Genomic DNA, 23111 nt, shown 5'->3' on the forward strand with positions numbered 1-23111 from the left:
ATGGGGTTTTCCCTTTCTCTATGATAAAATTTTATTATCAAAAACGGACGAGGGGATATAGTTGAACATTCAATTGGACAGCAAAAAAATAAAAGAGGCGTGCGGGCTGGTTTCTTTTAGGAAAGGGGATTCTTTCTACCGTTCCAAAAAGGTAGTGTTCAGCCTGTATGAGCCGGAATATTGCGAGGCAGATGTGATGGCTGCCGAGGATTTCCATGTCATCATCCAGGGGGATGGGAAAGGCGGCTATCATGCGGACTGCAGCTGTCCGAGACTTGCTTCGGTCAAAACAGACTGCCAGCATATTGCCGCCGTCCTGCTGGCCATTCTTGACCATCAGAAAAAGGGTACAGCCCCGTTGGCGGATGTGGAGAGAGCGGGGCATGAGTCGCTGGCGGAAAGTCTGCTGACGATTTTTGAAAAAGAGCATTCCCGCTCAAGCGGGGAACAGCTTCACTTCGAAGACAGACAGCCGGCAGAAGTCTCCTTTACCTGCATGCCGATATCTCTTGCGGATGGAAGCACCATGCTGGGAATAGAAGCCAGCATAGACCTGCATCCGGTCAGGGACATCAGAAAATTCCTTATGGATGTAAAAGAAAGAAGCTCGAGTGCAGTTTCCCCCTTCTTTACATACGAACCTGCCGGGCATTATTTTCGGAAAGAGGATGATGCTGTGCTCCAGGAGCTGATGCGGATCATTGAGGATGAGCAGGCCCATAAAGAAGGACAGACTTTAGAAGCTGAACCGTCTATCCTGCTGATCCCGCCTACCTCCTGGAGGCGGCTCCTTTCCCTTCTCACAGCTGCCCCGATGGTTCAGCTCAAAAATAAAGGGCAGGTATACGAAGGCATCAGCTTGCCGGTGGAGCCGCTTCCACTGTCGTTCCGTTTTGAATTAAACGAAGATAAAGGCGGCCGGCTTGTGGTGAAAGGCATGGACAAAATCTTAATTCTGCAGGCATATCAGTCTGTTTTATACCGGGGGATGATCTATCAGCTGGAAAATGAGGACTGCAAGCGCCTGGCGGACCTGAAGGGGATGCTCTCGGCTTCAGGGACAGACCGGATTCCCATACAAAAAGAACAGGTCGGCTTTCTGCTGGAAAAGGTCGTACCAGGATTGAAAAAGCTGGGGGAAGTGCATCTCCCGGGCGGGATCAATACCCAGCTCATCCAGTCGCCGCTGACAGCCAAACTCTACTTGGACCGCCTGAAAAACAGGCTCCTTGCAAGCCTTGAATTTCAGTATGATAATGTCGTCTTTAATCCGCTTGAGGAGAAGGAATTCCATACAGATTTCCTTCTGATCAGAGATGAAGAGAAGGAAAGAAGCATCCTGGAAGTGATGGAGGAAAGCAGCTTTGCCAGAACCGACAGCGGCTACTATCTCCAGAATGAAGAGCTGGAATATGAATTCCTGTACCGGCAGCTTCCAAAGCTTCAGACGATGGTCAAGGTCTATGCGACAACTGCGATCAGGAACCGCATCTTCAGGGAAAGCATTCATCCGCGCATTTCCGTTAAAGTGAAAAAAGAACGGACCAATTGGCTGGAATTCAAATTTGCTATGGACGGGATCCCTGAGCATGAAGTTCGCGGCCTTTTGGCTTCGCTTGAGGAAAAAAGGAAATATTACCGGCTGCGGGACGGGGCGCTGCTCTCCCTTGAATCCAGAGAGTTTGATGAAATCAGACGGTTTTTGAATGAGGTTCCTGCCCAGGATGAGGATCTGGAAGAGGGGCTGAACGTCCCCATGGTCCCAGGGCTCCGCCTTATGGGATCACTGGAGGAAGGGGAGGTATTCAGCTTTGAAGATTCTTTCCGGAACTTTATTGAGGAGGTCCGGACCCCTGGCAGCCGCCAAATTGCCGTACCTGAAAGCCTTGAGCCTGTACTGCGCGACTATCAAAAACAAGGCTATCAATGGCTGAAAACACTGGCGGTCTATGGTTTCGGCGGCATCCTTGCTGATGATATGGGACTGGGAAAGACACTCCAGGCTATCGCCTATATCCAGTCCGAGCTTCCGGCAATCCGGAGGCTGCAGCAGCCTGCCCTCATCGTATGCCCATCCTCCCTGACCTATAACTGGCAGAGTGAATTTGAGAGATTTGCACCGGAGATCAAGAGCATGGTGATGGACGGCAGCAAAGCTGAGAGGGAGAAGCTGCTCGCAGAAGCAGGAGAGCTGGATGTCCTGATTGTGTCATATCCGCTGCTCCGCAAGGACATCAGCAGCTATGAGAAACAGCCTTTCAGCACAGTCTTTTTTGATGAGGCACAGGCGTTTAAAAATCCTGTCACCCAAACGGCAAGGACGGTTAAAAAGATCCAGGCAGGAAACCGGTTCGCGCTTACAGGGACACCGATTGAAAATTCACTGGAGGAACTATGGTCGATTTTTCATGTGATCTTCCCGGAGCTCTTCCAGGGGCTCCGTGAGTTCAGCTTTCTTGAAAGGAAAACAATCAGCAGGAGGACCAGCCTGTTCCTCCTCAGAAGGTTAAAATCGGATGTGCTTTCTGAGCTCCCGGAAAAAACGGAATATCTTGAGTCGGCCGAGCTGCTGCCAGATCAGAAAAAGCTCTATGCCGCCTATTTGGCCAAGCTCCGCCATGACACACTCAAGCATCTGGACAAAGATACACTCCGAAAAAACAAGATCAGGATCCTTGCCGGACTCACCAGGCTGAGGCAAATCTGCTGCCATCCGGCCCTTTTCGTGGACGGGTACAAAGGAAGCTCGGCGAAATATGAGCAGCTGCTGCAGATCATTAAAGAATCACGTCTGTCAGGCAGGCGGGTGCTGATTTTTTCCCAATTCACAAAGATGCTCGATATGATTGGAAGAGAATTGGCCAGGCAGGGCATCGGCTTCTTCTACCTGGATGGCCAGACGCCCTCAGAGGAGAGGGTCAAGCTGTGCGGGCGCTTTAACAGCGGTGAGCATGACTTTTTCCTGATTTCCCTGAAGGCGGGCGGAACCGGCCTGAATCTGACCGGCGCCGATACGGTCATCCTTTATGATCTCTGGTGGAATCCGGCAGTCGAGAACCAGGCTGCAGACCGTGCCTACAGAATGGGCCAAAGGCATAATGTGCAGGTGATCAAGCTGCTGGCCCGCGGCACCATTGAGGAAAAGATGAACGAATTGCAGGATAAGAAACGGAATCTCATTGAAGAGGTCATCGAGCCTGGCGGAAAAAGTCAGGGAATGCTCACAGAGGATGATATCCGGGAGATTTTGAATGTTTGATACTCTTTTAAATAGCAGAAATAGACCTTGAGGACAGGACACAGTCTGCTAATAGAAATCTGGCTGCTGTTTAATTGGCTGGCCTGAGAAATGGCTCCGGGATTCGCAGAACCTGGACCATAACAGCAAGATTGAAGACAAAACCGGGAGCCTTATCCTGTAAAATGGCAGTACAAAGCTGAAGACAGGAGGGGAGAGGTTTGGAGAAACTTTCTTTGTCATTTGAAGAAATGTGGGAGAAAATCCTTGCCTGTGACCGGAAGTATGACGGACTCTTTTTTACAGCAGTGAAAACAACCAAAATCTATTGGAGGCCATCCTGCCGGTCAAGGAAGCCGAAAAAGATCAATGTAGAATTCTATTTTAGTAAGGCGGAGGCGGAGCAGAATGGCTATCGGGCCTGCAAAAGATGCCAGCCGGAAGTGGAGCATTCCCCTCAAGTCGGGCTGGTCCGGAAGGTCGTTGCTTTTCTGATCAATCATTACGGGGAGAAAGTGACGCTGCAGGATATTGCTGAGGATGCCGGAGTGAGCGCATTTTATCTGGAGCGGTTATTTAAGGAGGAAACTTCTGAAACACCGCGGGAATACCTGGAAAAGGTTCGGGTGGATAAAGCTGCCCATCTGCTGGCTCACTCCAGGCTGACGAATTTGGAGATATGCTTGGAAGCAGGCTTTCACAGTCCTTCGAGTTTTTATAAAAGCTTCCGGAGGTTGAATGGCTGCACCCCGAGTGAATACCGGAAACGAAAGCAGGTGCCTCAGGAATGAAGTGGAAGGACGATCAATCTTCAATGGAGCTGGAGCTGCCTGCACATTTTCACTTTAGAGAAGCCTTCGTCTTTCTGGGCAGATCCAGCTATGAAATTCTTCACTATGTTGAAGGTTCTGCAGTTTTTAAGGGGATTATCTTTGAAGGGGAAGTGATCCTTCTGAAGATAAGCTCGACAGAAACCCATCTTCAAGCGAGCTTTCTGCTTGGACCTCCATCCCATAATGGAAGAAAGAAGGCAGCAGCCTTTATTGAAGAGTGGCTTGATTTAAGGTGCGATGCAAGTGGATTTGCAAGGATGGCCGCTGGAGACCCGCTCCTGAAGGGCCTGGCAGAACGTTATGCTGGGCTGCGGATCATAGGAATCCCGGATTTATTTGAAGCGCTTGTCTGGGCGGTCATCGGCCAGCAGATCAATCTCACCTTCGCCTATAAGCTGAAAAAGGCATTCACCGAAAAGTATGGGACATGCTTTTCTTATGAGGGCAGGTGCTTTTGGTTATTTCCTGAACCAGGGATGATTGCTGCCCTTGAACCGGAAGAGCTGAAGCAGCTGCAGTTTACAGGCCGGAAAGCAGAATACATTATTGGAATTGCAAAGCTGATGGCAGAAAAAAGCTGAAAAAGGATGATCTGTTAGGCCAGCCGGGGGCAAGGGATGTGCTGATGTCTCTTAAAGGAGTCGGAGCATGGACCGCAGATTATGTGAGGATGAAATGTCTGCTGGACCCTGCCGCTTTTCCCATTGGGGACGCGGGGTTTCAGAACGCCTTAAAGCTGCAGATGGGCTTAGACAGAAAACCATCCATTGAAGAAGTTGAAAAAGCCGCAAGCCGGTGGGCTGGCTGGCAGGCTTATGCAGTCTTTTATTTTTGGAGGTCTTTATATGAATAAAATATACCGGGCTGATTATGAATCGCCAATCGGAACCATTGAAATTGCCGGCAATGACCAGGCTGTTGTCTCAATTTTATTTACTGATCGTGAAAAAGCAGAATACCCTTTGGAAAAAGGGCATCCTGATGCCATTAAAGAATGCTGGCAGCAGCTGGATGAGTATTTTAAAGGGGAACGCCGGGAATTTTCCTTCCCATACATGATGGAGGGAACTGATTTTCAGCAGCGTGTCTGGAATGCTTTGACTTCCATTCCTTATGCCAGCACAGGCACTTACAAGGATATTGCTTCCCTGATTGAAAACGAAAAGGCGGTAAGGGCAGTAGGGACAGCAAACGGAAGAAATAAGCTGAGCATTGTGCTCCCTTGCCACCGGATCATTGGCACAAATGGGACGATGACCGGCTATGCCGGGGGGATTTGGAGGAAAGAGTGGCTTTTGGAGCATGAGCGGAAGCATTTCAGCAAGAAGGACTGAGGGAAATTCACTCTGTACTTCTTTTTACTTATGTAAATTTTTAGAAAATAATGATAATATAATGGGAGAATGCAATGATAGGAGGCCATCTATGGACAGGAAATACAACGATTTAATCGGCGACATCCTTGAAAATGCAGGTGAAAAAGATAACTTCAACGGTAAAGGAAAGCCGTTGCCTAAAGAGTATTTGGAGCAGGATACCTACCAGCGCTTCCAGAAAATCGCCAAGGATGCCGGCTATTCTGCCCCCATGGCTCAAGCTCCAGAAAGAAATCTCCGAAATGGTCCATGCATGCCACTCAGAGCAGGATGCTGCTGCTATTAACGAAAAGATCAGGAAATACAATATGGCATGCCCCCCGCCGATGCAGAAAAACATTATCCGTTTCCATGACCTGGAACAGGCAAAGAGGATATGGCAGGTATAGGGGACTTTAACAGCTGCTTGCGGGCGGCTTTTTATTTTGTAAAAAGAGAAAAATTTGTGCACAGGCCATCACTCCTTCGACTTTGTTTTCCAGTAAATAACACGAATCCTTGCAGTGAAAAAGGGAAAACCCCAATGGGAGGGTGATAGCATTGCAGATTGAAAAAAAGGTACATGAATTTGATGAAGACGTGCATATCCAGATTGGGAAATATAAAATGATTGTTGAGAAAAGGTATAAGGTGCTTTCCTGGCTGAATGATTTTTTTCTTGGCGTCTTATATCTTATCGGCAGCAGCCTGTACCTGACAGATGTGGACCAAAGAATAGCCATATCATTTTTTCTCGCCGGCAGTGTCCTCATGATTGCCAGGGCGGTTTTGAATATATTGAAGGACTTGCATATCAGGAGTATTAAGCCGGGCAGCGGTAAAGGGAGATGGAAGGAACGGGATGATGAATAGGAGAGAAATCGAGGGAGGAGAAATTCTTCACTCGATTTTTTATTTCGGTAAAACTAACGATAATTTTACTAAAAAGTAGCTCTGTTTTTCTTATAATATATAATGAAATGTAAATTTTAGTTGAAATTTATTAAAACAAAGAAGGAAATTATAGATTGACATTTATTTGATATGAGTATATATTCGATTTATAGTAAAAATTTAATAAAATTTTACTTGAGTTATTTTTTTTGAATGATGATGAAAGCGCAATCATTCTACTAATCTGAGAAGCCAAGGAGGAGATCGAAGAATATATAGGTAAGGAGATGATGAATTGTTAGAAAATTTTAGTAAATCTAAAAAAGAGATTCTAATAGCTTTAACTATTATTCTACTTTTGGCCATGATTGGAATGATTTTGTTGTCTAAGAAGCAAAACGAAGCTGTTGCCTATACAAATCCTGTCGGGGACATGACAAACATTGGCGATCCTTTTGTTTTAAAAGATAAAGATAAATACTATATGTACGCCACTTCTGCGGCAACAATAGGCTTTAGAGCATGGGAGTCTAATAACCTTGTGGATTGGGAAGAGAAAGGTCTCGTATACGAGCATGAAAATCAGCCTGATCAGTGGGCTACTGGAGACTTTTGGGCGCCGGAGGTCATAAAGCATAATGAGCGATATTACATGAGTTACAGTGCACGCAATCAGGAAGGGCATTTGCAAATATCAATTGCTGCAAGCGACGAGCCGCTTGGTCCTTATCAGGATATAAGTACTGAAATCATCAAAGAGGAAGGCTCTTACATTGATGGCCATATTTTCATAGAGGATGATGGCACACCTTATCTCTATTATGTTAAAGATTGCTCAGAAAACATAATAGATGGCTACCATGTGAGCCAGATATTCGTTCAGGAAATGAGCGGGGATCTTACAGGGCTCATTGGGAAACCAAAGCTACTGCTTGAGCCTGATCAAGCATGGGAAGGGCTCGGTGGAGATTATCAGTGGAACGAGGGACCGTTTGTCCTTAAGAAAGATAAAAAGTATTACCTAATGTATTCTTCTAACTACTATGCCAGTGAGGATTATGGAGTCGGATATGCTGTTTCGGAAAGCCCTATGGGACCATTTAAAAAGGCGGAGGAAAATCCTGTACTTACAAAGGATCTTGAGAGGGGAATTTCCGGGCCCGGCCACAACAGTGTAACAACTGGGCTTGATGGTCAAACACTATATGCGGTTTACCATACGCATACCTTTCCTGAGGCTCCGAGTGGAGACAGGCAAATGAATATAGATAAAATATTATTCAAAGATGGCAAACTAGTGATTGATGGACCTACGAACACTGAACAAAAAATAAATACGGGGGGAAAATGAAATGAAAAAATTCAGGCTGCTTATGATTTTTGCAATCATGTCTGCTCTAATGCTTAGCGCGTGCAGCAATGAGGAAAAGGCTTCAAGTGAAGGTGGAAAGAAGGAGATTCTGTTGTGGAGCGGAACGACAGGACCGGATGGAGACCTTATCCAAAAGAATATTGATCAGTATAATGCAACAAACCCGGAATATAAGGTGAAAATAGTTGCTATGAAAGGTGATGTCCTCGGCAATAAACTGGCTTCTATCACTAGATCTGGTAAAGGTGTTCCGGATATTGCCCTGATCGCTTCAGAGGCTGTTTCCACGTACCATTCACAAGGAATGCTGGACTCATGGGACAAATATATCGAAGGTACTGAAGTTAAGGGAGAAAATTACCTTGAAGAAGCATGGAATGTAGGAACAGTTGAAGGTGAGCAATTTGGGCTTCCGGCTACCATGGGAAGCTGGGTGATGTACTATAACAAAGATCTCGTTGATAAGTATGCGCCTGGTGCTGCTGATGACAACATTATTACCTATGAGGAAATTGAAAAAGCTGGTGCAGCTGCGAAAGCAGACGGAATTTATGCTTACGGATTCTCTTGGCCAATGCAGAACTTCAACAACCTGTACCTGCAAATGGGCGGTAAATTCTCAGAAGACGGAAAACCGACTATTGATAACGAAACAGCAGCAGCAACTGCAGAAGAGTTTAAAATGCTTTTTGATAATGGCTATATGAACAAAAACGGTGAAGATGTTAACAAGCTTTTCAACAACGGCAAAGTAATCTTCCTTCCTGAAGGTACATGGATGCTTTCACAAATGGAAAAAATCCAGGATTTTGAATGGGCGCAAACATTTACCCCGCAGTGGGATGCTTCTAACATTATTCAGGGAAGCGGTGCTGACCAGTTTGCTATGTTCAAGAGCAAAGAGCGTTCAGAAGAGAAGATTAAAGCAACAGTTGAATTCATTGAATGGCTCCAGGGTAACCAGACAGAATGGATTAAATCAGGTGCTAACCCTACCTCCCTTGGAATGCTTGACAATGAAGAATATACTAGCATGCCTCAATCATTCCTATTAAAAACTGAGGAAGCGCGTGATGCTGTTACCATCATCACGGATCCAGGAAGCTCATATATCTTTGGAGAGATCGATGCTGCTCTTTGGGATATGATCCAAGGCAAATCGGATATTAAAGATCGATTAAAGCAAATCCAGCAAACTGTTAATGACAAAATGAATCAATAATGCAAAAAAAGGAGGGGGAGGAGAAATATTTCCTCCTTCTCTTTTTTAAAAATACGAGGTGAAGCAAATGGCAGCCCTTGCGGAAAAATCAAACGGCAAAGAAGGAAAAAAACGGAGCCGGCTCAGCCTATGGCCTGTTCTTTTTGTCGGCCCGCACCTTCTTTTATTTCTAATGTTCTTCCTTGTTCCTTCGGTGTTTGGGATCTATATTGCATTTACAAAGTGGGACTTATTCACATCCCCAGAATTTGTTGGCCTTGATAATTTCAAGACGATCCTATTTGACCAGGATTCAAGCTTTCACGGGCAGTTTTACAATGGCCTTGAAAATACCTTTATTTTTGTGCTTATTACTGTACCCTTATGTATCATTGTACCGCTGCTTATTGCTACAGCCCTATCGGCGAAGCCTAAGATGAATCGGCTTTTCCAATCTATGTTCTACCTGCCATCCTTATTTGCTATTTCGGCAGTGATGATTATATGGCAATTTTTGCTCAGTGTTTCTTATGGACCACTTCAAAATTATTTTAATATATCTACCAATATGCTGGATAATCAGCCGCATGCCTGGATATCGCTTGTCATTGTTACAGTTTGGTGGACAATCGGCGGTAACATGGTCATTTATCTTGCTGCACTCAACGGGGTGCCCAAAGATTTGATTGAAGCGGCAGAACTTGATGGTGCCGGCACTCTATCTAAGTTTTTCCGGGTGACCCTTCCGAGCATCAAGTATCAGATCCTTTTTACAACCGTTATGACTACTATTGCCCAATTCAATGTGTATGGACAGCCGCTCATGCTTACTGGGGGCGGGCCGACTGAATCTACCAAAGTGCTTTTAATGTATATACAGCAGAACGCGTTTGGCAGCGGGATGTCAGTTGCAGGCATATCCTCTGCAATGGCAGTCATGCTCGGTTTCTGCATTATGATTGTTTCAGCTATACAATTTTACCTGCTACGGGATAAGGATTAGGGGGGAGTTAAGATGAATCAAGGAAAAAAAACAAAGGCTATCGCATTCGTCTTTCTGCTGCTGATGGCTATTCTGTGGATTTTCCCTATCCTCTGGGGAGTCTTTACTTCATTTAAGTCAGAAGAAGAAATTACAGCAGCAGGAGTAAGCTTTCTGCCGATCCATTGGACGATCAGCAATTACAGCGAGCTGTTATTCAATAATGAGTCTAGCCCGGTTATTAAATGGTTCATTAATTCTTTAGTTATTTCTGTGAGCCATACTGTACTGGTTTTAGTAGTTGTTTCATTGGCAGCTTATGGTTATACCAGGCTTCAATTTAAAGGGAGAGACCTTTTATTCGGATTCCTGCTTGCATCGATGATGTTTCCAGGGGTAGTCAATCTGATTCCTTTATACAGCATAATGGATTCACTGGGATGGGTTAACAATCTTCTGGCCGTTATCGTGCCAGGTGCAGCGGGAGTATTTAATATATTCCTGGTTAGGCAGTTTGTTCTGGGTATTCCAAAGACTTTTGATGAATCAGCCAGAATTGATGGTGCAAACGAGTTTCAGATATTCTACATGATTATACTGCCGCTGCTCAAGCCTGTATTGACTGTTGTTGCTTTATTCAGCTTCACAGGGGCTTGGAACGACTTTTTATGGCCGTCAATCGTGTTGAACGATATAGATAAAATGCCGATCACCCCAGGACTTCAGCTGCTGCAAGGGCAGTATTTGACCTATCCGGGTATAGGTACAGCAGGCGCATTGATTGCACTCGTTCCAACCTTCCTTCTTTATCTATTTGCACAGAAATATTTCATGCAGTCTATGTCCTTATCTTCTGGAGTGAAGGGATAAATGAAAAAGAAGCACCATTGAGGAGTGAGCGAAATGAGCAGAGCTTTTGAACGCAAAATCATTTATGCTGCGGGCGGTTGGCAGATATTTACCGGGTTAATCACCGTATTTATTTACTCCTTGTATATAAAACAGCAGGGAGCGGGTCTTGAAAATCTGGATATTGTCCAGCAGAAAGGAATTCAATCCTATTTTGACAGCTTGTTTAGCTTTGCTGTAACGTATGGCATATTTTTTGTATTGGTTGGAGTCTTGAACATTATTTTTGCAAAAAAACTCCTAAAGGACAATACACTTCAGGTTAAAATCCCAATCTATCTGATCTGCCTTGCCTGCATCTTTTATTTTCTGACAGACTTTATCAGCCTGATGCTTTGCCTTGCAGCTGCAGTGATTGCTCTTGCAAAAAATAAGCCGGTAAAAGTTTTGCTGGCTGATATTAAATAATAGCCTGCTGTATCAGAAATAGGAGGGATTAAATGTTTAATGGATTAGGAATGGGATTGGGGCAGTTATCGCGCCTCTCTAGAGCTAAAACCCGCTCTATAAGCCCTGAAAATTTCACCGGTGACAAGGGAAAAGGCGGAATGGCCACATCTGGAACTGGTTCCGGCCCTTCAAGGGAGCTGGGGCAAGGCTGGAAGGTTTCTCCCTCGGTATTGGTCAAACAACAAAGTACTTTTACAATAGCAGAGATTAACGAACAGGGAGCCATTCAGCATATTTGGATGACTTGCCATCCGGATTCCTGGCGAAAAATGATCTTGAGAATGTATTGGGATGGAGAAGAATTCCCTTCTATTGAAGTGCCGCTCGGCGATTTCTTCTGCAATGGATGGGGCGAACGTGTCAATGTAAATTCCATTCCAATTGCAGTTAACCCTGCTGGCGGGTTTAACAGCTATTGGGAAATGCCTTACAGGAAATCGGCCAGGATTACAATCGAAAATATTTCTAATGAAGATTATTACCTCTATTATCAGATTGACTATACGATTACGGATGTTCCTTCTGATGCTGCTTATTTTCATGCACAGTGGAATAGGAGCAATCCAGTCAAATATAAAGATGTCCATACAATTCTGGAAGGGGTTAAAGGACATGGGCATTATGTGGGAACCTATCTTGCTTGGCAGGTTAACAGCTGTGACTGGTGGGGAGAAGGAGAAATAAAGTTTTATATGGATGGGGACAGTGAGTTCCCTACTATCTGCGGCACTGGAACTGAAGATTATGTTGGAGGTGCCTGGAACTGGGAGCAGCCTAAAGGCGAATATTGCACCTACTCCACGCCGTATCTCGGGATGCACCAGGTCATCAAGCCTGATGGACTCTACCGGAGCCAGCAACGGTTTGGGATGTACAGGTGGCATGTAATGGACCCGATTCGTTTTGAGGAAGATCTGAGAGTGACAATTCAAGCGCTGGGCTGGAGGTCGGAAGGGAGGTATCTGCCTTTGCAGGACGATATAGCATCGGTTGCTTATTGGTATCAAGCAGAGCCTCATAATCCTTTTCCTAAAATTGCAGGAAAAGATGAACTGGAAGTAATTTAATAGCTAAAGGAGAGAGAGATAGATGACTTCAAGACCGGAATATCCAAGACCGCAATTTGTAAGAGAAGAGTGGCTAAACTTAAATGGAGAATGGGATTTTGCTTTTGATGATGAAAAGATTGGAATGAAAGATAAGTGGCATGAACACGGGGCTCCTTTTGACCGGAAAATCAATGTGCCTTTTGCCTATCAGTCCAAGCTGAGCGGCATTAATGATCCTTCCTTCCATGACCAGGTCTGGTACCGCCGCAGCTTTGAAGTGCCTCAGGGCTGGAATGGCAAAAACGTAATTCTGCATTTTGGAGCTGTGGACTATCGTGCGTGGGTTTATGTGAATGGAAAATACGCAGGGTTCCATGAAGGCGGGCATGTTTCGTTCTCACTGGATGTTACGGAACTGCTGAGCTGGGGCACAGAGACGGTTGTTGTAAGGGTTGAGGATCCTTCTACAGATGAGACAATTCCACGCGGAAAACAATTCTGGGTTGAGAAGTCAGATGCTATCTGGTATACAAGGACAACCGGGATTTGGCAGACTGTATGGATGGAAGCAGTAAATCCTGTCCATATTGAAAAGCTTAGAACGACTCCGGATATTGACAGGGGTCAGATTAACATAGAACTGACTGCCGCAGGGGATTTCATCGGGAAGAAAGCTGAGTTTGAAATAAGCTTTAAAGGTGAGATAGTGGCAAAGGATGTAATCGAATTATTTGAAGCCTACAATAAAAGATCAATAGATCTATATAACCGGAAAATTTTCAGGACAGCCTTCCATCATTCAGGATGGAACTGGACTCCGGAAAATCCAAATTTATTTGATTTGAAAATTACCTTAAAAGATAATAATGAAACTGCAATGGATACTGTCGAAGCTTATTTTGGGATGAGGAAGGTCCATCAGGAAAATGGCATGGTCTATTTAAATAACAGGCCGTATTACCAAAAGCTTGTTCTTGACCAAGGCTATTGGCCTGAAGGTCTGCTGACAGCACCAACTGACGAAGATTTAAAGAGAGACATAGAACTGACACTCGAAATGGGCTTTAACGGATGCAGGAAACACCAGAAGGTTGAAGATCCAAGATTCCTCTATTGGGCAGACAAACTTGGATTCCTAGTGTGGGGTGAGTGTGCTGCATCACCTTCATACAGTGAAGATGCTGCGGCACGCTTAACAAGAGAATGGATTGAAATCATTGAGAGAGACTATAATCACCCTTCTCTTGTTGCATGGGTACCAGTTAATGAGAGCTGGGGAGTCCCCTTCATAAAAGACAATAAGCAGCAGCAGCACCATTCGCTTGCTCTTTATCACCTGATTCATTCTTTGGACACAACAAGGCTGGTTATTTCAAACGACGGCTGGGAGCTTACCAGAACTGATATATGTGCAATTCATAACTATAATCATGGGTCAGCAGAAGAAAAAGCTAAATATTTGGCATTTAAAGAGTCACTTTCAACAAAGGAAAGCCTCCTGAAATCTATGCCTGCTCTGCGCGGTATTTACGCAGACGGATTTAAACATAGAGGAGAACCAATCATTCTGACAGAGTTCGGAGGAATTGGTTTTAAGGTTGGGGAAGACAGTGGATGGGGCTATACCTCTGTAAAAAATGAAGAAGAGTTCGTAGGAGATTACAAGCGGGTTATGGAGGCAGTCTATGCTTCGGAAGCCCTTCATGGTTACTGCTACACACAGCTTACAGATGTAGAACAGGAAATAAATGGCCTCCTGGCTTATAATAGAGAGCCGAAGTGTGAGCTATCCAAAATCAAAGAAATTAACGATATGTGGCATCTGCCAACAGTTAAGCAAGATTAAAGTTTAAATTTTAGTAAAATAGTTGATATTTTTAGTAAAAGTATTATGATAGATGTAAGCGATTCATTTTTATAAAACGATAGCAAAGCAAATAGCATCCTTTCCTATTAGATCGCTGAGGAACCTTTTATTCGTGTTCGCCGTTCTTTTAAAAGGGGTGCTTTTTCTTTCGGAAAAAACTGATCTATTCTATTCAAAGAAAGGAGGAAGTGTATGGCGACAATTAAAGAAATTGCCGAGAAGGCAGGGGTCTCTATTTCGACTGTGTCACGAGTGCTGAATTATGATTCCTCGCTGTCGGTAACAGATGATACCAGAAAGAAAATCTTTGAAGTAGCTGAAGCGCTTTCTTATAAAAAAAAGGCCCTCAAGAAAGCGACGGCCTCCAAAATTGCCATCATCCATTGGTATACAGAAAAAGAAGAGCTGGAAGATCTTTATTACATGTCAATCCGCTATGGAATTGAACAGCGCTGCCAGCAGCTGGATATTCAGTACGTGAACTATTTTTACGATGATTTAGATGAGATAAAAAATGAAAACCTCCAGGGAATCATAGCAGTAGGAAAGTTCAGCAGAAAGCAGGCTGATTCATTAGCAGAAATCACAGAGAGCATAGTTTTTGCAGACTATAGCCCGGATGAGGATTATGATTCAGTTGTTATCGACTTTGAACGGGCAACAAGAAAAATCATTGACTATCTGCTGGAGAAGGGCCACCGCTCGATTGGGTTTATCGGGGGCAGGGAAACCTTTAAAGATGGCTTCAGCGAGATTGAAGATACCCGTGAAACTGCGTTTCGTTCCTATACAGCCCAGAAAGGCATTTTTGATGAACAATATATTTATATTGGCAGTTTCAGTGTCAATACTGGCTATATAATGATGAAAAAGGCTATAGAAGAGCACGGAGACCGCTTGCCAACCGCTATTTTCGCAGGCAATGATCTTATAGCCATCGGCTCCCTAAGAGCGCTCCATGAAGCAAATATCCAGGTGCCTGAGCGGGTGAATGTAATTGGAATTAATGACATCAGTGTGTCCAAGTATATTTTTCCATCGCTGACAACCCTCAAGGTTCACACAGAGCTGATGGGGGAGACGGCAGTTGATCTATTAGTAGAAAGAAACGAGGGCAGGAAAATTGCCAAGAAGGTATTTCTCGCTACTGAACTGATTGCCCGCAGCAGCAGTTTTTAATGCTTTGATATTACGATGCAAGGAGACAACAATATGGAACCTCATACACTCATTAATGAATTTCAGACTATATACCCCGATTCTGGAGCGGGAGAAACGCGGCTGTTCTTCTCTCCAGGGCGCATTAATTTAATTGGAGAGCATACGGACTATAACGGCGGGCATGTCTTCCCTTGTGCCATTACTTTTGGGACTTACGGGGCAGCGAAAAAGAGAAGTGACAGGCTTATCAGAGTATATTCAAAAAACTTTCAGGATGCAGGCATAATTGAATTTTCCCTGGATGAACTGAAATATAAAAAAGAACATAGCTGGGCGAACTTCCCGAAAGGCATGATAGGCTATATTGAAAAATCCGGCTGGAATCTTCCTTCAGGAGTGGATATATACGTGTACGGAAACATTCCAAATGGTGCCGGACTATCTTCATCTGCTTCTCTTGAAATGCTTGTTGGGGTCATGGTTAATGAGCTATTTGGGTTCAATATCAGCAGGATCGACCTTGTTAAGCTGGGGAAAAAGGTTGAAAACGAATTCATTGGCGTCAACAGCGGTATAATGGATCAATTTTCCATTGGCATGGGACAAAACGGCAGTGCCATCCTGCTTGACTGCAATACCTTGAAGTATGAATATGCTCCTATTAATCTGGAAGGCTATCAGATTATTATTATGAACACAAATAAGCGCAGGGAGCTGGCTGATTCTAAATATAATGAGAGGCGGAGCGAGTGTGAAGAAGCGCTTGCTAAGCTTCAGTCTAAGCTTTCCATTTCATCACTTGGTGAATTATCAGAGGATGAATTTGAACAGCATAAGCAGCTGATCGGAAATGAAATCCTTCAAAAAAGGGCAAAACATGCCGTCTATGAAAACCAGAGGACGCTAAAGGCATTCAAAGCTTTGCAGGAAGGGCGCCTTGAGGACTTCGGCAAGCTGATGAATGAGTCGCATCAGTCGCTCAAGAGTGATTACCAGGTAACAGGAAAAGAGCTTGATGCTCTGGTGGAAGCCGCCTGGCAGCAGGAAGGCACACTTGGGGCCCGTATGACTGGTGCAGGGTTTGGCGGATGTGCGATTGCGATTGTTGATAAAGACAAGGCTGCTTCTTTCATTGAAGAGGTAGGCAATAAATATATGGAAAGAATCGGCTATGCTGCAGATTTCTACGCAGCGAGTGTCGGGGATGGAACCAAGGAAATCATTTTGGAGGTGCAGGGATGAGTATTTTAGTTCTTGGCGGTGCAGGATATATCGGTTCACATGCTGTTTATCAGCTGATCGACCAGGATTATGAAGCGGTAGTTGTCGATAGCCTGGAGACAGGCCACAGGGAAGCGGTTCACCCTGATGCAAAGTTTCATCAGGGAGACATCCGCGACAAGGAGTTTCTGCGCAGTGTGTTTGAAAAGGAAAGCATTGACGGCGTCCTCCATTTTGCGGCCAACTCGCTTGTAGGCGAATCTATGGAGAATCCGCTGAAATACTTTAACAATAATGTTTACGGTACTCAGGTGCTGCTCGAAGTTATGACTGAGTTCGATGTGAAGAATATTGTGTTCTCTTCGACCGCTGCCACCTATGGAGAGCAGAAAACAATGCCGATCACGGAAGAGATGCCTGCCAATCCTACGAATGCCTATGGCGAAACCAAGCTGACGATGGAAAAAATCATGAAATGGTGTGAAACGGCCCATGATTTGAAATACGTATCACTCCGCTATTTTAATGTAGCGGGAGCAAGATCGACAGGAGAGATTGGCGAAGACCATCAGCCTGAAACACATCTGATCCCGATCATTCTCCAGGTCGCCCTTGGACAGAGGGAGCATATTTCAATATTCGGCGATGACTATGACACAGAGGATGGAACCTGCATCCGCGATTACATCCATGTCGAAGATCTAATCAATGCCCACCTGCTTGCCCTCCAGTATCTGCAGAATGGCGGAAAAAGCGAGATCATTAACCTTGGAAGCGGGCAGGGTTTTTCTGTTAAGGAAATGATCGAGGCAGTCCGTGAGGTGACTGGACATGAGATCCCGGATAAAGTCGTTCCTAGAAGAAGCGGGGACCCAAGCACCCTTATCGCTTCCTCGCAGAAAGCAAAAACGGTTCTCGGCTGGAATCCACAGAGAACAAGCATCAAGCAGATCATTGAAGATGCCTGGAGCTGGCATCAGGCACATCCGCACGGCTATAACGATTAAGGAGGGCTCGGAATGGATGTATATGCGAGCATAGAGACGCTGGTCAATAAGTCCGCTGCCTTAGGCATGATTGAGGATCGCGACAGAATATATGCACGAAATCAAATCATGTCTTTGCTCGGGCTAGTCGAGTATCCGGAACATGCCGAAGCGGTGGAAAAGGCCATTCCTGATGTATTGGAAGACCTTATCGGGTTTGCGGTTGCTGAAGGCAGGATAGCCGGCCTTGAAAGTGATAAAGATATTCTCTCAAGCAAGATCATGGATGTGCTTGTTCCAAAGCCTTCTGCCGTAAATAGAGAGTTCTATGGAAAGTATGAAGATAGCCCTGCAGAGGCTACCAGGTATTTTTACGACCTCAGCCGGAACAGCAACTATATTCAGACCAAAAGCATCGCAAAGAATATAAATTATAAAATCGCCACCGAATATGGCGAGCTGGACATCACGATCAATCTGTCCAAGCCTGAGAAGGATCCGGAGCAGATAGCACGCGAACGGGAGATGAAGATTGTTTCCTCCAATTATCCGAAATGCCTGCTATGTGCAGAAAATGAAGGATATGCAGGGCGTCCGGGGCATCCGGCACGCTCCAACCACCGAATTATCGACCTGGAGCTGTCTGGTGAATCGTGGTTCCTGCAGTATTCGCCGTATGTATATTATAACGAGCACTGTATCGTCCTTTGCGGGGAGCACCGCAATATGAAAATCGACCGCAGCACTTTTGCGAGACTGCTGGAGTTTACAGGGAAATTTCCGCATTATTTCGTTGGCTCCAATGCGGATCTGCCGATTGTCGGCGGATCCATACTCAGCCATGATCACTATCAGGGAGGCAGCTATGAGTTTGCTATGGCTGGTGCAGATGAAATCGGCTCGTTCCAGCTAACCCGTTTCCCCGATATAAGCGCCAGCATGCTAAGATGGCCGTTATCTGTTATACGCCTGAGAGGCCAAAAACAGGAAGAGCTCGCTGATGCTGCTGAAATGATTTCTGAAGCATGGGTTCAATACAGTGATACAGAAGCTGAAATAGAGGCATTTACTGAAGAGACGAGGCATAACACCATTACACCAATTGCGAGAAAGCGGGATGGCCTCTATGAATTGGATCTTGTCCTCAGGAACAACCGCACGAGCACTGAGCATCCGCTCGGCATTTTTCATCCGCATGCCGACGTCCATCATATCAAAAAGGAAAACATCGGCCTGATTGAAGTAATGGGACTGGCCGTTCTGCCTGCGCGTCTGGAAAAGGAAATCAGTGAGATAGAAAAGTTTCTGCTCGACCAGCCTGCAGAGGTAAAAGATTACCATCTGCCATGGGCTGCTGAAATGAAAGTGAAGTATGCAGCTGAGTTAACCGGCAAAACAGCGGGATCTATTATACGGAAAGAAATCGGGTATAAGTTTGTAAGGGTTCTTGAGGATGCAGGCGTGTTCAAGCAGACTGAATCCGGCCTGGCGGCATTCCGCAGGTTTGCTGATCTCCTGGAGGGACTTGATTGATTGGAGCAATGAATTACATTTTTTAAAAGAATGGGAGTCTTGCAAATGAAGGCAGTTAGAGAGAAGTTTGCAGAGCTGGATGGACGGACAGTTTCCATCTTTACACTGGTGAATAGGCAGGGAATGGAGGTTTCCTGCCTCGATTATGGGTGTATCATCACGAAAATCCTTGTGCCGGACCGGGATGGGCGGATGGAAAATGTGGTCCTGGGCTTTGATACTCTGGAAGAATACCAGCAGCATTCCCCTTACTTTGGAGCAGTTTGCGGGCGCCATGCCGGGAGGATTGCCGGAGGGGAATTCGAGCTGAACGGGAAAACCTATAAGCTTGCCAAAAATAATGGCGGAAATAATCTTCACGGCGGCGTGGAAGGTTTTGATAAAAAGCTCTGGGATGCAGAAATGTCTGAAAGGCCGGGCTCTGCAAGCGTCATTTTCCGGTATGTCAGCAGGGATGGCGAAGAAGGCTATCCCGGGAATCTTGAAATGCAAGTCACATACACATTGAATGACCGAAACGAGCTGGAGATCAGCTATGAGGGAATCAGTGATCAGGATACGGTTGTCAATCTCACAAATCATTCGTATTTTAACTTGAGCGGGGATTTGAAGAGGGACATCCTTGATCATGAACTTATACTGAAGAGCGAACGATTTGCGGAACTGGACGAAGCGCTTTTACCAACCGGTGAACTCCTATCTGTCAACGATACCGTATTTGATTTCACTGAAGGACGGAAGGTTTCTGAAGGCAAGAATTCAGATGATACCCAGAATATATTTGCGGGCAGCGGCTACGATCATCCATTCTTGCTTACTGAAAACAAAAATGAAGAAATTAGCTTATACGACGCAGAAAGCGGCCGACTGCTTGTAGTTGAAACAGATCAGCCCGCTGTTGTAGTATATACCGGGAACCAGCTGGAGGAGAATTTCTCCATACGGGGTATTCCATCCAGAAATCACTTGGGGATGTGCCTTGAAACCCAAGGTCTTCCGGATGCCGTGCATCATACAAATTTTCCTTCCAGTGTACTGAGAAAGGGAGAAAGATACCAAACTTCAACAAAGTATACCTTTAGGGCAGAAGACCGAAAATGAACAAGGGATTTCGCAGCATCAAGTTTTTAAAAACAGACTGCATTCATATGAGAGATCCATTTATCTTTACATCAATGAAAGAGCAAAAGTACTATATGTTCGGTACAACCTTTGCTGACGGCTGCGGGGATGTGGAGCCAATGTTTGAGGTATATGTAAGCAGCAACCTTGAAGACTGGGAAGGTCCCTATGCTGCTTTCCAGCCGCCAAACGGCTTCTGGGGAGTGAGACATTATTGGGCCCCTGAGGTTTTTGAAATTGACGGCAGCTTCTATATGTTTGCTTCCTTTAAAGGAGGCATAGGAGAAAACCGTGGAACAGCTATATTAAGAGCCGATCATCCTGCCGGTCCCTATGCTCCTCATAGTGAGGGCCCAGTCACCCCTAGGGGTGCAGAATGCCTGGATGGAACATATTTTGAGGACAGGCATGGACAGAAGTGGTTAATCTATTGCCATGAATGGACCCAGCTGCATGAAGGCAGAATCAAGGCGATCCGGCTTTCTCAAGATCTGCGAAAGTCGCAGGGAGAGCCGATTGAAATACTGAATGCGGCTGAAATCCCGTGGGTCCGGCATTTTAGTGATCCCAGAATCGAGAAAAAAGGCTATCTCACCGATGCACCATTTATGTATAAGGCTAGAAATGGTGAGCTGATCATGCTATGGTCCAGCTATTCTGTGCCAGCCTATGGTGATGTCGGAATGGGGGGCTATACTGTGGCTATTGCAAAATCGGCAAATGGCGAATTGGCTGGCGAATGGCAGCATGAATCAAACTTGCTTCTTGACCGAAACGCCGGCCATTCTAGCCTCTTCAGAGATCTCAGTGGTAAGCTCTATATTTGCACTCACTTTCCCGATACTCCTCATGGGGACGAGAGGCCGCACTTCATCCCGATGAAAGAACTGGAGGATGGAATTGCACTTGCAGAACAGAAACCTGTACAGCTTTGAGGCTGGCAGGTTTTTTTGATGGCCTACTCCTAAAACCTCCGCCTGAAAGTGTGGATGCTGAACCATCGGTCAGATAACTAGGTTTAGTCCAGATATATACAGTTTATATCTTGAAATTTTTCAAAATAAAGATGCAACGCACCGCATACTTGATCGTAATATAGAAAAGATATTATTTATTTGGCTACAGTAAGAGAAATTTTCTTTAATTCTATATTATGCGTTTTTTTTATCTGTGTTTCCTATTGTAGAAGGGAGCTATGACCAATGAAAAAGATAAAGCTGTTTGCGGGTCTATTCTTAAGAGAACCGCTGTGGTTCAAGATTTTGATCACAGGATCTCTGTTTTTATCGATTCTATTCAGCAGTTCTGTTTTTGCAGATGGTGGCGCATTTTTTCAAGGAACTTCGAAAATTGCGGCTGCGGTATTCTTCGGTGCTTGGGGGATAAAGCTTAAGGCAAGCCGGGGGGCTTCAGCTGCTTTATTCATAGCAGCAGCAGTTTGCCTTGGACTCGGTGCAGCGGCCTTTTATTATTAGATAGGGGTAATCAAAAAGATGAAAAACATAAAGATTAGAAGACCCGTTTATGAAGATACAGCTGAACTAAATGATTTTTTTAATATGGTCATAACCGATACGTTTATCAAGGAAGGCATCGGCGGACTTTTAGAGGATATGGAGAAAGAGATTGAAGTGAAAAAAGAGTACCTGCTGCAGGATCTATCAAGCCGGGGAGAGGCCCGGTATTTTTTGCTTGCGCAGGCAGGCGGGAAGATAATCGGGACTGTTGAATTTGGGCCGGCCAGCAGGCTGATTCTTGAGAACACCAATCAGGAGTACAGCCATTTATTTGAAGTTGGCACCGTCTTTGTTCATCCTGATGTTCAGGGAGAGGGTATCGGCAGCAAGTTGCTGAGCAGCCTTTACCCTGTTTTTTGCGAAAGGGGAATTGAAGAATTCTGTATGGACAGCGGGTACAAAAGGGCCCAGGAAATTTGGAAGATGAAGTTCGGACAGCCTGCGGTTGTAATAGAGAATTATTGGGGAAAGGGTTCCCATCATATGATTTGGCGGCCGCGGACGGATGAACTGCTGTGAAGTTTCAGTTAAGGTAGCAATCAAGATTAGCGGAATGTTTTCGTATTTAATACAAAGGAGTGCTAAAAAGGGGAGGAATTACGATGAAAAAAATAGCGGGGGAATGCCCAAAATGCGAAGGGAAGGAATTGGGCAAAGGCAGTCAGCACGGATATGGGACAATCATACCCGACAATAGGATGAGCTTTGGATCACCCGTTGAGCATATCATCTGCACGGGCTGCGGTTACATAATTGAGAGCTATGTTACAAAGCCGGAAAAATTTAAGGGGACCATTTTCTAGAAGAATGCTGCCAGTGCCAGGCACCGTCTGTGGACAAATAGCGGGTAGTTGTCTTTTTGCGGTGCCAGGCACGCTGAATGAGGAAAAGGCATGATCTCAGCCGATCATGCCTTTTCCTGCTGCTTCCACTTATAGTAGTTATAGCAGAACTGGCCAATGAACACGAAGAACAGCAGGGCGGAAAGGGACAGCTTATAGATAGTTTCAAGTTCCGTGAGATAAAACATCAGGATCAGGAAGAGAATGAGGAAAGGGAGCTCCCATAAGGAGCGAATCACTTTTCTTCTATGGCTCAATTGATAGTAAGACAAAACAAATCCCTTGTCCTTCTTTTCTCCATTCTTCGTAATATAGGACATAAAAGCAGACAGAACTAAAACAATGCAAAGGTTAACAACAAGAAAGGTTGGCATAGGCGTTCACCTCTTTCATGATTACCAGCAGGGATGTAAGAGTTGTGATTACATAATATTCCTTGTCATTATATACGAACGAGCAGCCATTTTGTTTCACCGTGTCTGGCACCCTTCGTGGACAAAAGGCCGGAAACTGTCTGTTTGCGGTGCCTGGCACGGCGGGAGGAACGCTGGGTATTTCGTCGGGATATGCGGAAGCTGG

General features: G+C 45.1%; 24 protein-coding genes. 23 read left to right on the forward strand and 1 reads right to left on the reverse strand.

What is annotated here, in order from left to right; all coding sequences use genetic code 11:
* Positions 1–61 precede the first annotated feature (61 nt).
* From RBB45_RS08940 to RBB45_RS09050, 23 genes are all read left to right on the forward strand, one after another.
* On the forward strand, positions 62–3259 hold the full coding sequence (locus RBB45_RS08940; protein ID WP_306009467.1) for a DEAD/DEAH box helicase: 3198 nt from the start codon (positions 62–64) through the stop codon (positions 3257–3259).
* A gap of 230 nt (positions 3260–3489) precedes the next feature.
* Positions 3490–4029: a bifunctional transcriptional activator/DNA repair enzyme AdaA gene (locus tag RBB45_RS08945; protein WP_371931565.1), complete on the forward strand. Its 540-nt coding sequence runs from the start codon at positions 3490–3492 to the stop codon at positions 4027–4029.
* Positions 4026–4652, forward strand: a complete 627-nt coding sequence (locus RBB45_RS08950) for a DNA-3-methyladenine glycosylase family protein (RefSeq protein WP_306009469.1) — start codon at positions 4026–4028, stop codon at positions 4650–4652. The genes RBB45_RS08945 and RBB45_RS08950 overlap by 4 nt, the downstream gene beginning before the upstream one ends.
* 44 nt (positions 4653–4696) lie before the next feature.
* Positions 4697–4924, forward strand: a complete 228-nt coding sequence (locus RBB45_RS08955; protein WP_306009470.1) for a DNA glycosylase family protein — start codon at positions 4697–4699, stop codon at positions 4922–4924.
* Positions 4917–5405, forward strand: a complete 489-nt coding sequence (locus RBB45_RS08960; RefSeq protein ID WP_306009471.1) for a methylated-DNA--[protein]-cysteine S-methyltransferase — start codon at positions 4917–4919, stop codon at positions 5403–5405. The genes RBB45_RS08955 and RBB45_RS08960 overlap by 8 nt, the downstream gene beginning before the upstream one ends.
* Positions 5406–5496: 91 nt before the next feature.
* A complete protein-coding gene (locus RBB45_RS08965; protein WP_371931562.1) occupies positions 5497–5733 on the forward strand; it encodes a hypothetical protein in 237 nt (78 codons plus the stop codon).
* Positions 5734–5987: 254 nt separating this feature from the next.
* On the forward strand, positions 5988–6299 hold the full coding sequence (locus tag RBB45_RS08970) for a YrhK family protein (protein WP_306009472.1): 312 nt from the start codon (positions 5988–5990) through the stop codon (positions 6297–6299).
* Positions 6300–6615: 316 nt separating this feature from the next.
* Positions 6616–7671, forward strand: coding sequence for a glycoside hydrolase family 43 protein (locus RBB45_RS08975; RefSeq protein WP_306009473.1), 1056 nt, complete (start codon positions 6616–6618; stop codon positions 7669–7671).
* Position 7672: 1 nt separating this feature from the next.
* Positions 7673–8914 carry an extracellular solute-binding protein gene (locus tag RBB45_RS08980; protein ID WP_306009474.1) on the forward strand — a complete coding sequence of 414 codons (1242 nt, stop codon included), beginning with the start codon at positions 7673–7675 and terminating at the stop codon, positions 8912–8914.
* A 67-nt stretch (positions 8915–8981) separates the two neighbouring features.
* On the forward strand, positions 8982–9896 hold the full coding sequence (locus tag RBB45_RS08985) for a carbohydrate ABC transporter permease (RefSeq protein WP_306009475.1): 915 nt from the start codon (positions 8982–8984) through the stop codon (positions 9894–9896).
* A 12-nt stretch (positions 9897–9908) separates the two neighbouring features.
* A complete protein-coding gene (locus tag RBB45_RS08990) occupies positions 9909–10745 on the forward strand; it encodes a carbohydrate ABC transporter permease (RefSeq protein ID WP_306009476.1) in 837 nt (278 codons plus the stop codon).
* A gap of 33 nt (positions 10746–10778) precedes the next feature.
* Positions 10779–11192, forward strand: a complete 414-nt coding sequence (locus RBB45_RS08995) for a hypothetical protein (RefSeq protein ID WP_306009477.1) — start codon at positions 10779–10781, stop codon at positions 11190–11192.
* 32 nt (positions 11193–11224) lie between these two features.
* Complete coding sequence (locus tag RBB45_RS09000; RefSeq protein ID WP_306009478.1) at positions 11225–12301, forward strand: glycoside hydrolase family 172 protein; 1077 nt, start codon at positions 11225–11227, stop codon at positions 12299–12301.
* 22 nt (positions 12302–12323) lie between these two features.
* A complete protein-coding gene (locus RBB45_RS09005; protein WP_306009479.1) occupies positions 12324–14129 on the forward strand; it encodes a glycoside hydrolase family 2 protein in 1806 nt (601 codons plus the stop codon).
* Between the two features lie 213 nt (positions 14130–14342).
* A complete protein-coding gene (locus RBB45_RS09010) occupies positions 14343–15329 on the forward strand; it encodes a LacI family DNA-binding transcriptional regulator (RefSeq protein WP_306009480.1) in 987 nt (328 codons plus the stop codon).
* Positions 15330–15362: 33 nt separating this feature from the next.
* Positions 15363–16553 carry a galactokinase gene (locus tag RBB45_RS09015; protein WP_306009481.1) on the forward strand — a complete coding sequence of 397 codons (1191 nt, stop codon included), beginning with the start codon at positions 15363–15365 and terminating at the stop codon, positions 16551–16553.
* The gene (galE, locus tag RBB45_RS09020) at positions 16550–17539 is read left to right on the forward strand and encodes a UDP-glucose 4-epimerase GalE (RefSeq protein ID WP_306009482.1); all 990 of its coding nucleotides are present in this window, start codon (positions 16550–16552) and stop codon (positions 17537–17539) included. The genes RBB45_RS09015 and galE overlap by 4 nt, the downstream gene beginning before the upstream one ends.
* Before the next feature lie 12 nt (positions 17540–17551).
* A complete protein-coding gene (gene galT / locus RBB45_RS09025) occupies positions 17552–19051 on the forward strand; it encodes a UDP-glucose--hexose-1-phosphate uridylyltransferase (protein ID WP_306009483.1) in 1500 nt (499 codons plus the stop codon).
* Between the two features lie 45 nt (positions 19052–19096).
* Positions 19097–20152 carry an aldose epimerase family protein gene (locus tag RBB45_RS09030; RefSeq protein ID WP_306009484.1) on the forward strand — a complete coding sequence of 352 codons (1056 nt, stop codon included), beginning with the start codon at positions 19097–19099 and terminating at the stop codon, positions 20150–20152.
* Positions 20149–21108 carry a glycoside hydrolase family 43 protein gene (locus tag RBB45_RS09035; RefSeq protein WP_306009485.1) on the forward strand — a complete coding sequence of 320 codons (960 nt, stop codon included), beginning with the start codon at positions 20149–20151 and terminating at the stop codon, positions 21106–21108. Before RBB45_RS09030 ends, RBB45_RS09035 begins: the two co-directional genes overlap by 4 nt.
* A gap of 267 nt (positions 21109–21375) precedes the next feature.
* Positions 21376–21648, forward strand: coding sequence for a hypothetical protein (locus RBB45_RS09040; protein ID WP_009792471.1), 273 nt, complete (start codon positions 21376–21378; stop codon positions 21646–21648).
* Positions 21649–21666: 18 nt separating this feature from the next.
* Positions 21667–22209: a GNAT family N-acetyltransferase gene (locus RBB45_RS09045; RefSeq protein ID WP_306009486.1), complete on the forward strand. Its 543-nt coding sequence runs from the start codon at positions 21667–21669 to the stop codon at positions 22207–22209.
* Between the two features lie 83 nt (positions 22210–22292).
* Positions 22293–22493, forward strand: coding sequence for a hypothetical protein (locus RBB45_RS09050; protein WP_009792469.1), 201 nt, complete (start codon positions 22293–22295; stop codon positions 22491–22493).
* Positions 22494–22597: 104 nt separating this feature from the next.
* Here the strand turns inward: RBB45_RS09050 and RBB45_RS09055 are convergent, their stop codons facing one another.
* The gene (locus tag RBB45_RS09055) at positions 22598–22906 is read right to left on the reverse strand and encodes a hypothetical protein (protein ID WP_306009487.1); all 309 of its coding nucleotides are present in this window, start codon (positions 22904–22906) and stop codon (positions 22598–22600) included.
* Positions 22907–23111: the final 205 nt, after the last annotated feature.

The sequence above is a fragment of the Bacillus sp. MMSF_3328 genome, assembly GCF_030733525.1.
GTDB classification, from domain to species: domain Bacteria; phylum Bacillota; class Bacilli; order Bacillales; family Cytobacillaceae; genus Bacillus_AB; species Bacillus_AB infantis.

Coding starts and splice junctions, on each gene's coding strand:
- RBB45_RS08945 (WP_371931565.1), top strand. CDS start 3,490: ATGTGGGAGAAAATCCTTGCCTGTGACCGGAAGTATGACGGACTCTTT.
- RBB45_RS08950 (WP_306009469.1), top strand. CDS start 4,026: ATGAAGTGGAAGGACGATCAATCTTCAATGGAGCTGGAGCTGCCTGCA.
- RBB45_RS08955 (WP_306009470.1), top strand. CDS start 4,697: ATGTCTCTTAAAGGAGTCGGAGCATGGACCGCAGATTATGTGAGGATG.
- RBB45_RS08960 (WP_306009471.1), top strand. CDS start 4,917: ATGAATAAAATATACCGGGCTGATTATGAATCGCCAATCGGAACCATT.
- RBB45_RS08965 (WP_371931562.1), top strand. CDS start 5,497: ATGGACAGGAAATACAACGATTTAATCGGCGACATCCTTGAAAATGCA.
- RBB45_RS08980 (WP_306009474.1), top strand. CDS start 7,673: ATGAAAAAATTCAGGCTGCTTATGATTTTTGCAATCATGTCTGCTCTA.
- RBB45_RS08985 (WP_306009475.1), top strand. CDS start 8,982: ATGGCAGCCCTTGCGGAAAAATCAAACGGCAAAGAAGGAAAAAAACGG.
- RBB45_RS08990 (WP_306009476.1), top strand. CDS start 9,909: ATGAATCAAGGAAAAAAAACAAAGGCTATCGCATTCGTCTTTCTGCTG.
- RBB45_RS08995 (WP_306009477.1), top strand. CDS start 10,779: ATGAGCAGAGCTTTTGAACGCAAAATCATTTATGCTGCGGGCGGTTGG.
- RBB45_RS09000 (WP_306009478.1), top strand. CDS start 11,225: ATGTTTAATGGATTAGGAATGGGATTGGGGCAGTTATCGCGCCTCTCT.
- RBB45_RS09005 (WP_306009479.1), top strand. CDS start 12,324: ATGACTTCAAGACCGGAATATCCAAGACCGCAATTTGTAAGAGAAGAG.
- RBB45_RS09010 (WP_306009480.1), top strand. CDS start 14,343: ATGGCGACAATTAAAGAAATTGCCGAGAAGGCAGGGGTCTCTATTTCG.
- RBB45_RS09015 (WP_306009481.1), top strand. CDS start 15,363: ATGGAACCTCATACACTCATTAATGAATTTCAGACTATATACCCCGAT.
- galE (WP_306009482.1), top strand. CDS start 16,550: ATGAGTATTTTAGTTCTTGGCGGTGCAGGATATATCGGTTCACATGCT.
- galT (WP_306009483.1), top strand. CDS start 17,552: ATGGATGTATATGCGAGCATAGAGACGCTGGTCAATAAGTCCGCTGCC.
- RBB45_RS09030 (WP_306009484.1), top strand. CDS start 19,097: ATGAAGGCAGTTAGAGAGAAGTTTGCAGAGCTGGATGGACGGACAGTT.
- RBB45_RS09035 (WP_306009485.1), top strand. CDS start 20,149: ATGAACAAGGGATTTCGCAGCATCAAGTTTTTAAAAACAGACTGCATT.
- RBB45_RS09040 (WP_009792471.1), top strand. CDS start 21,376: ATGAAAAAGATAAAGCTGTTTGCGGGTCTATTCTTAAGAGAACCGCTG.
- RBB45_RS09045 (WP_306009486.1), top strand. CDS start 21,667: ATGAAAAACATAAAGATTAGAAGACCCGTTTATGAAGATACAGCTGAA.
- RBB45_RS09050 (WP_009792469.1), top strand. CDS start 22,293: ATGAAAAAAATAGCGGGGGAATGCCCAAAATGCGAAGGGAAGGAATTG.
- RBB45_RS09055 (WP_306009487.1), bottom strand. CDS start 22,906: ATGCCAACCTTTCTTGTTGTTAACCTTTGCATTGTTTTAGTTCTGTCT.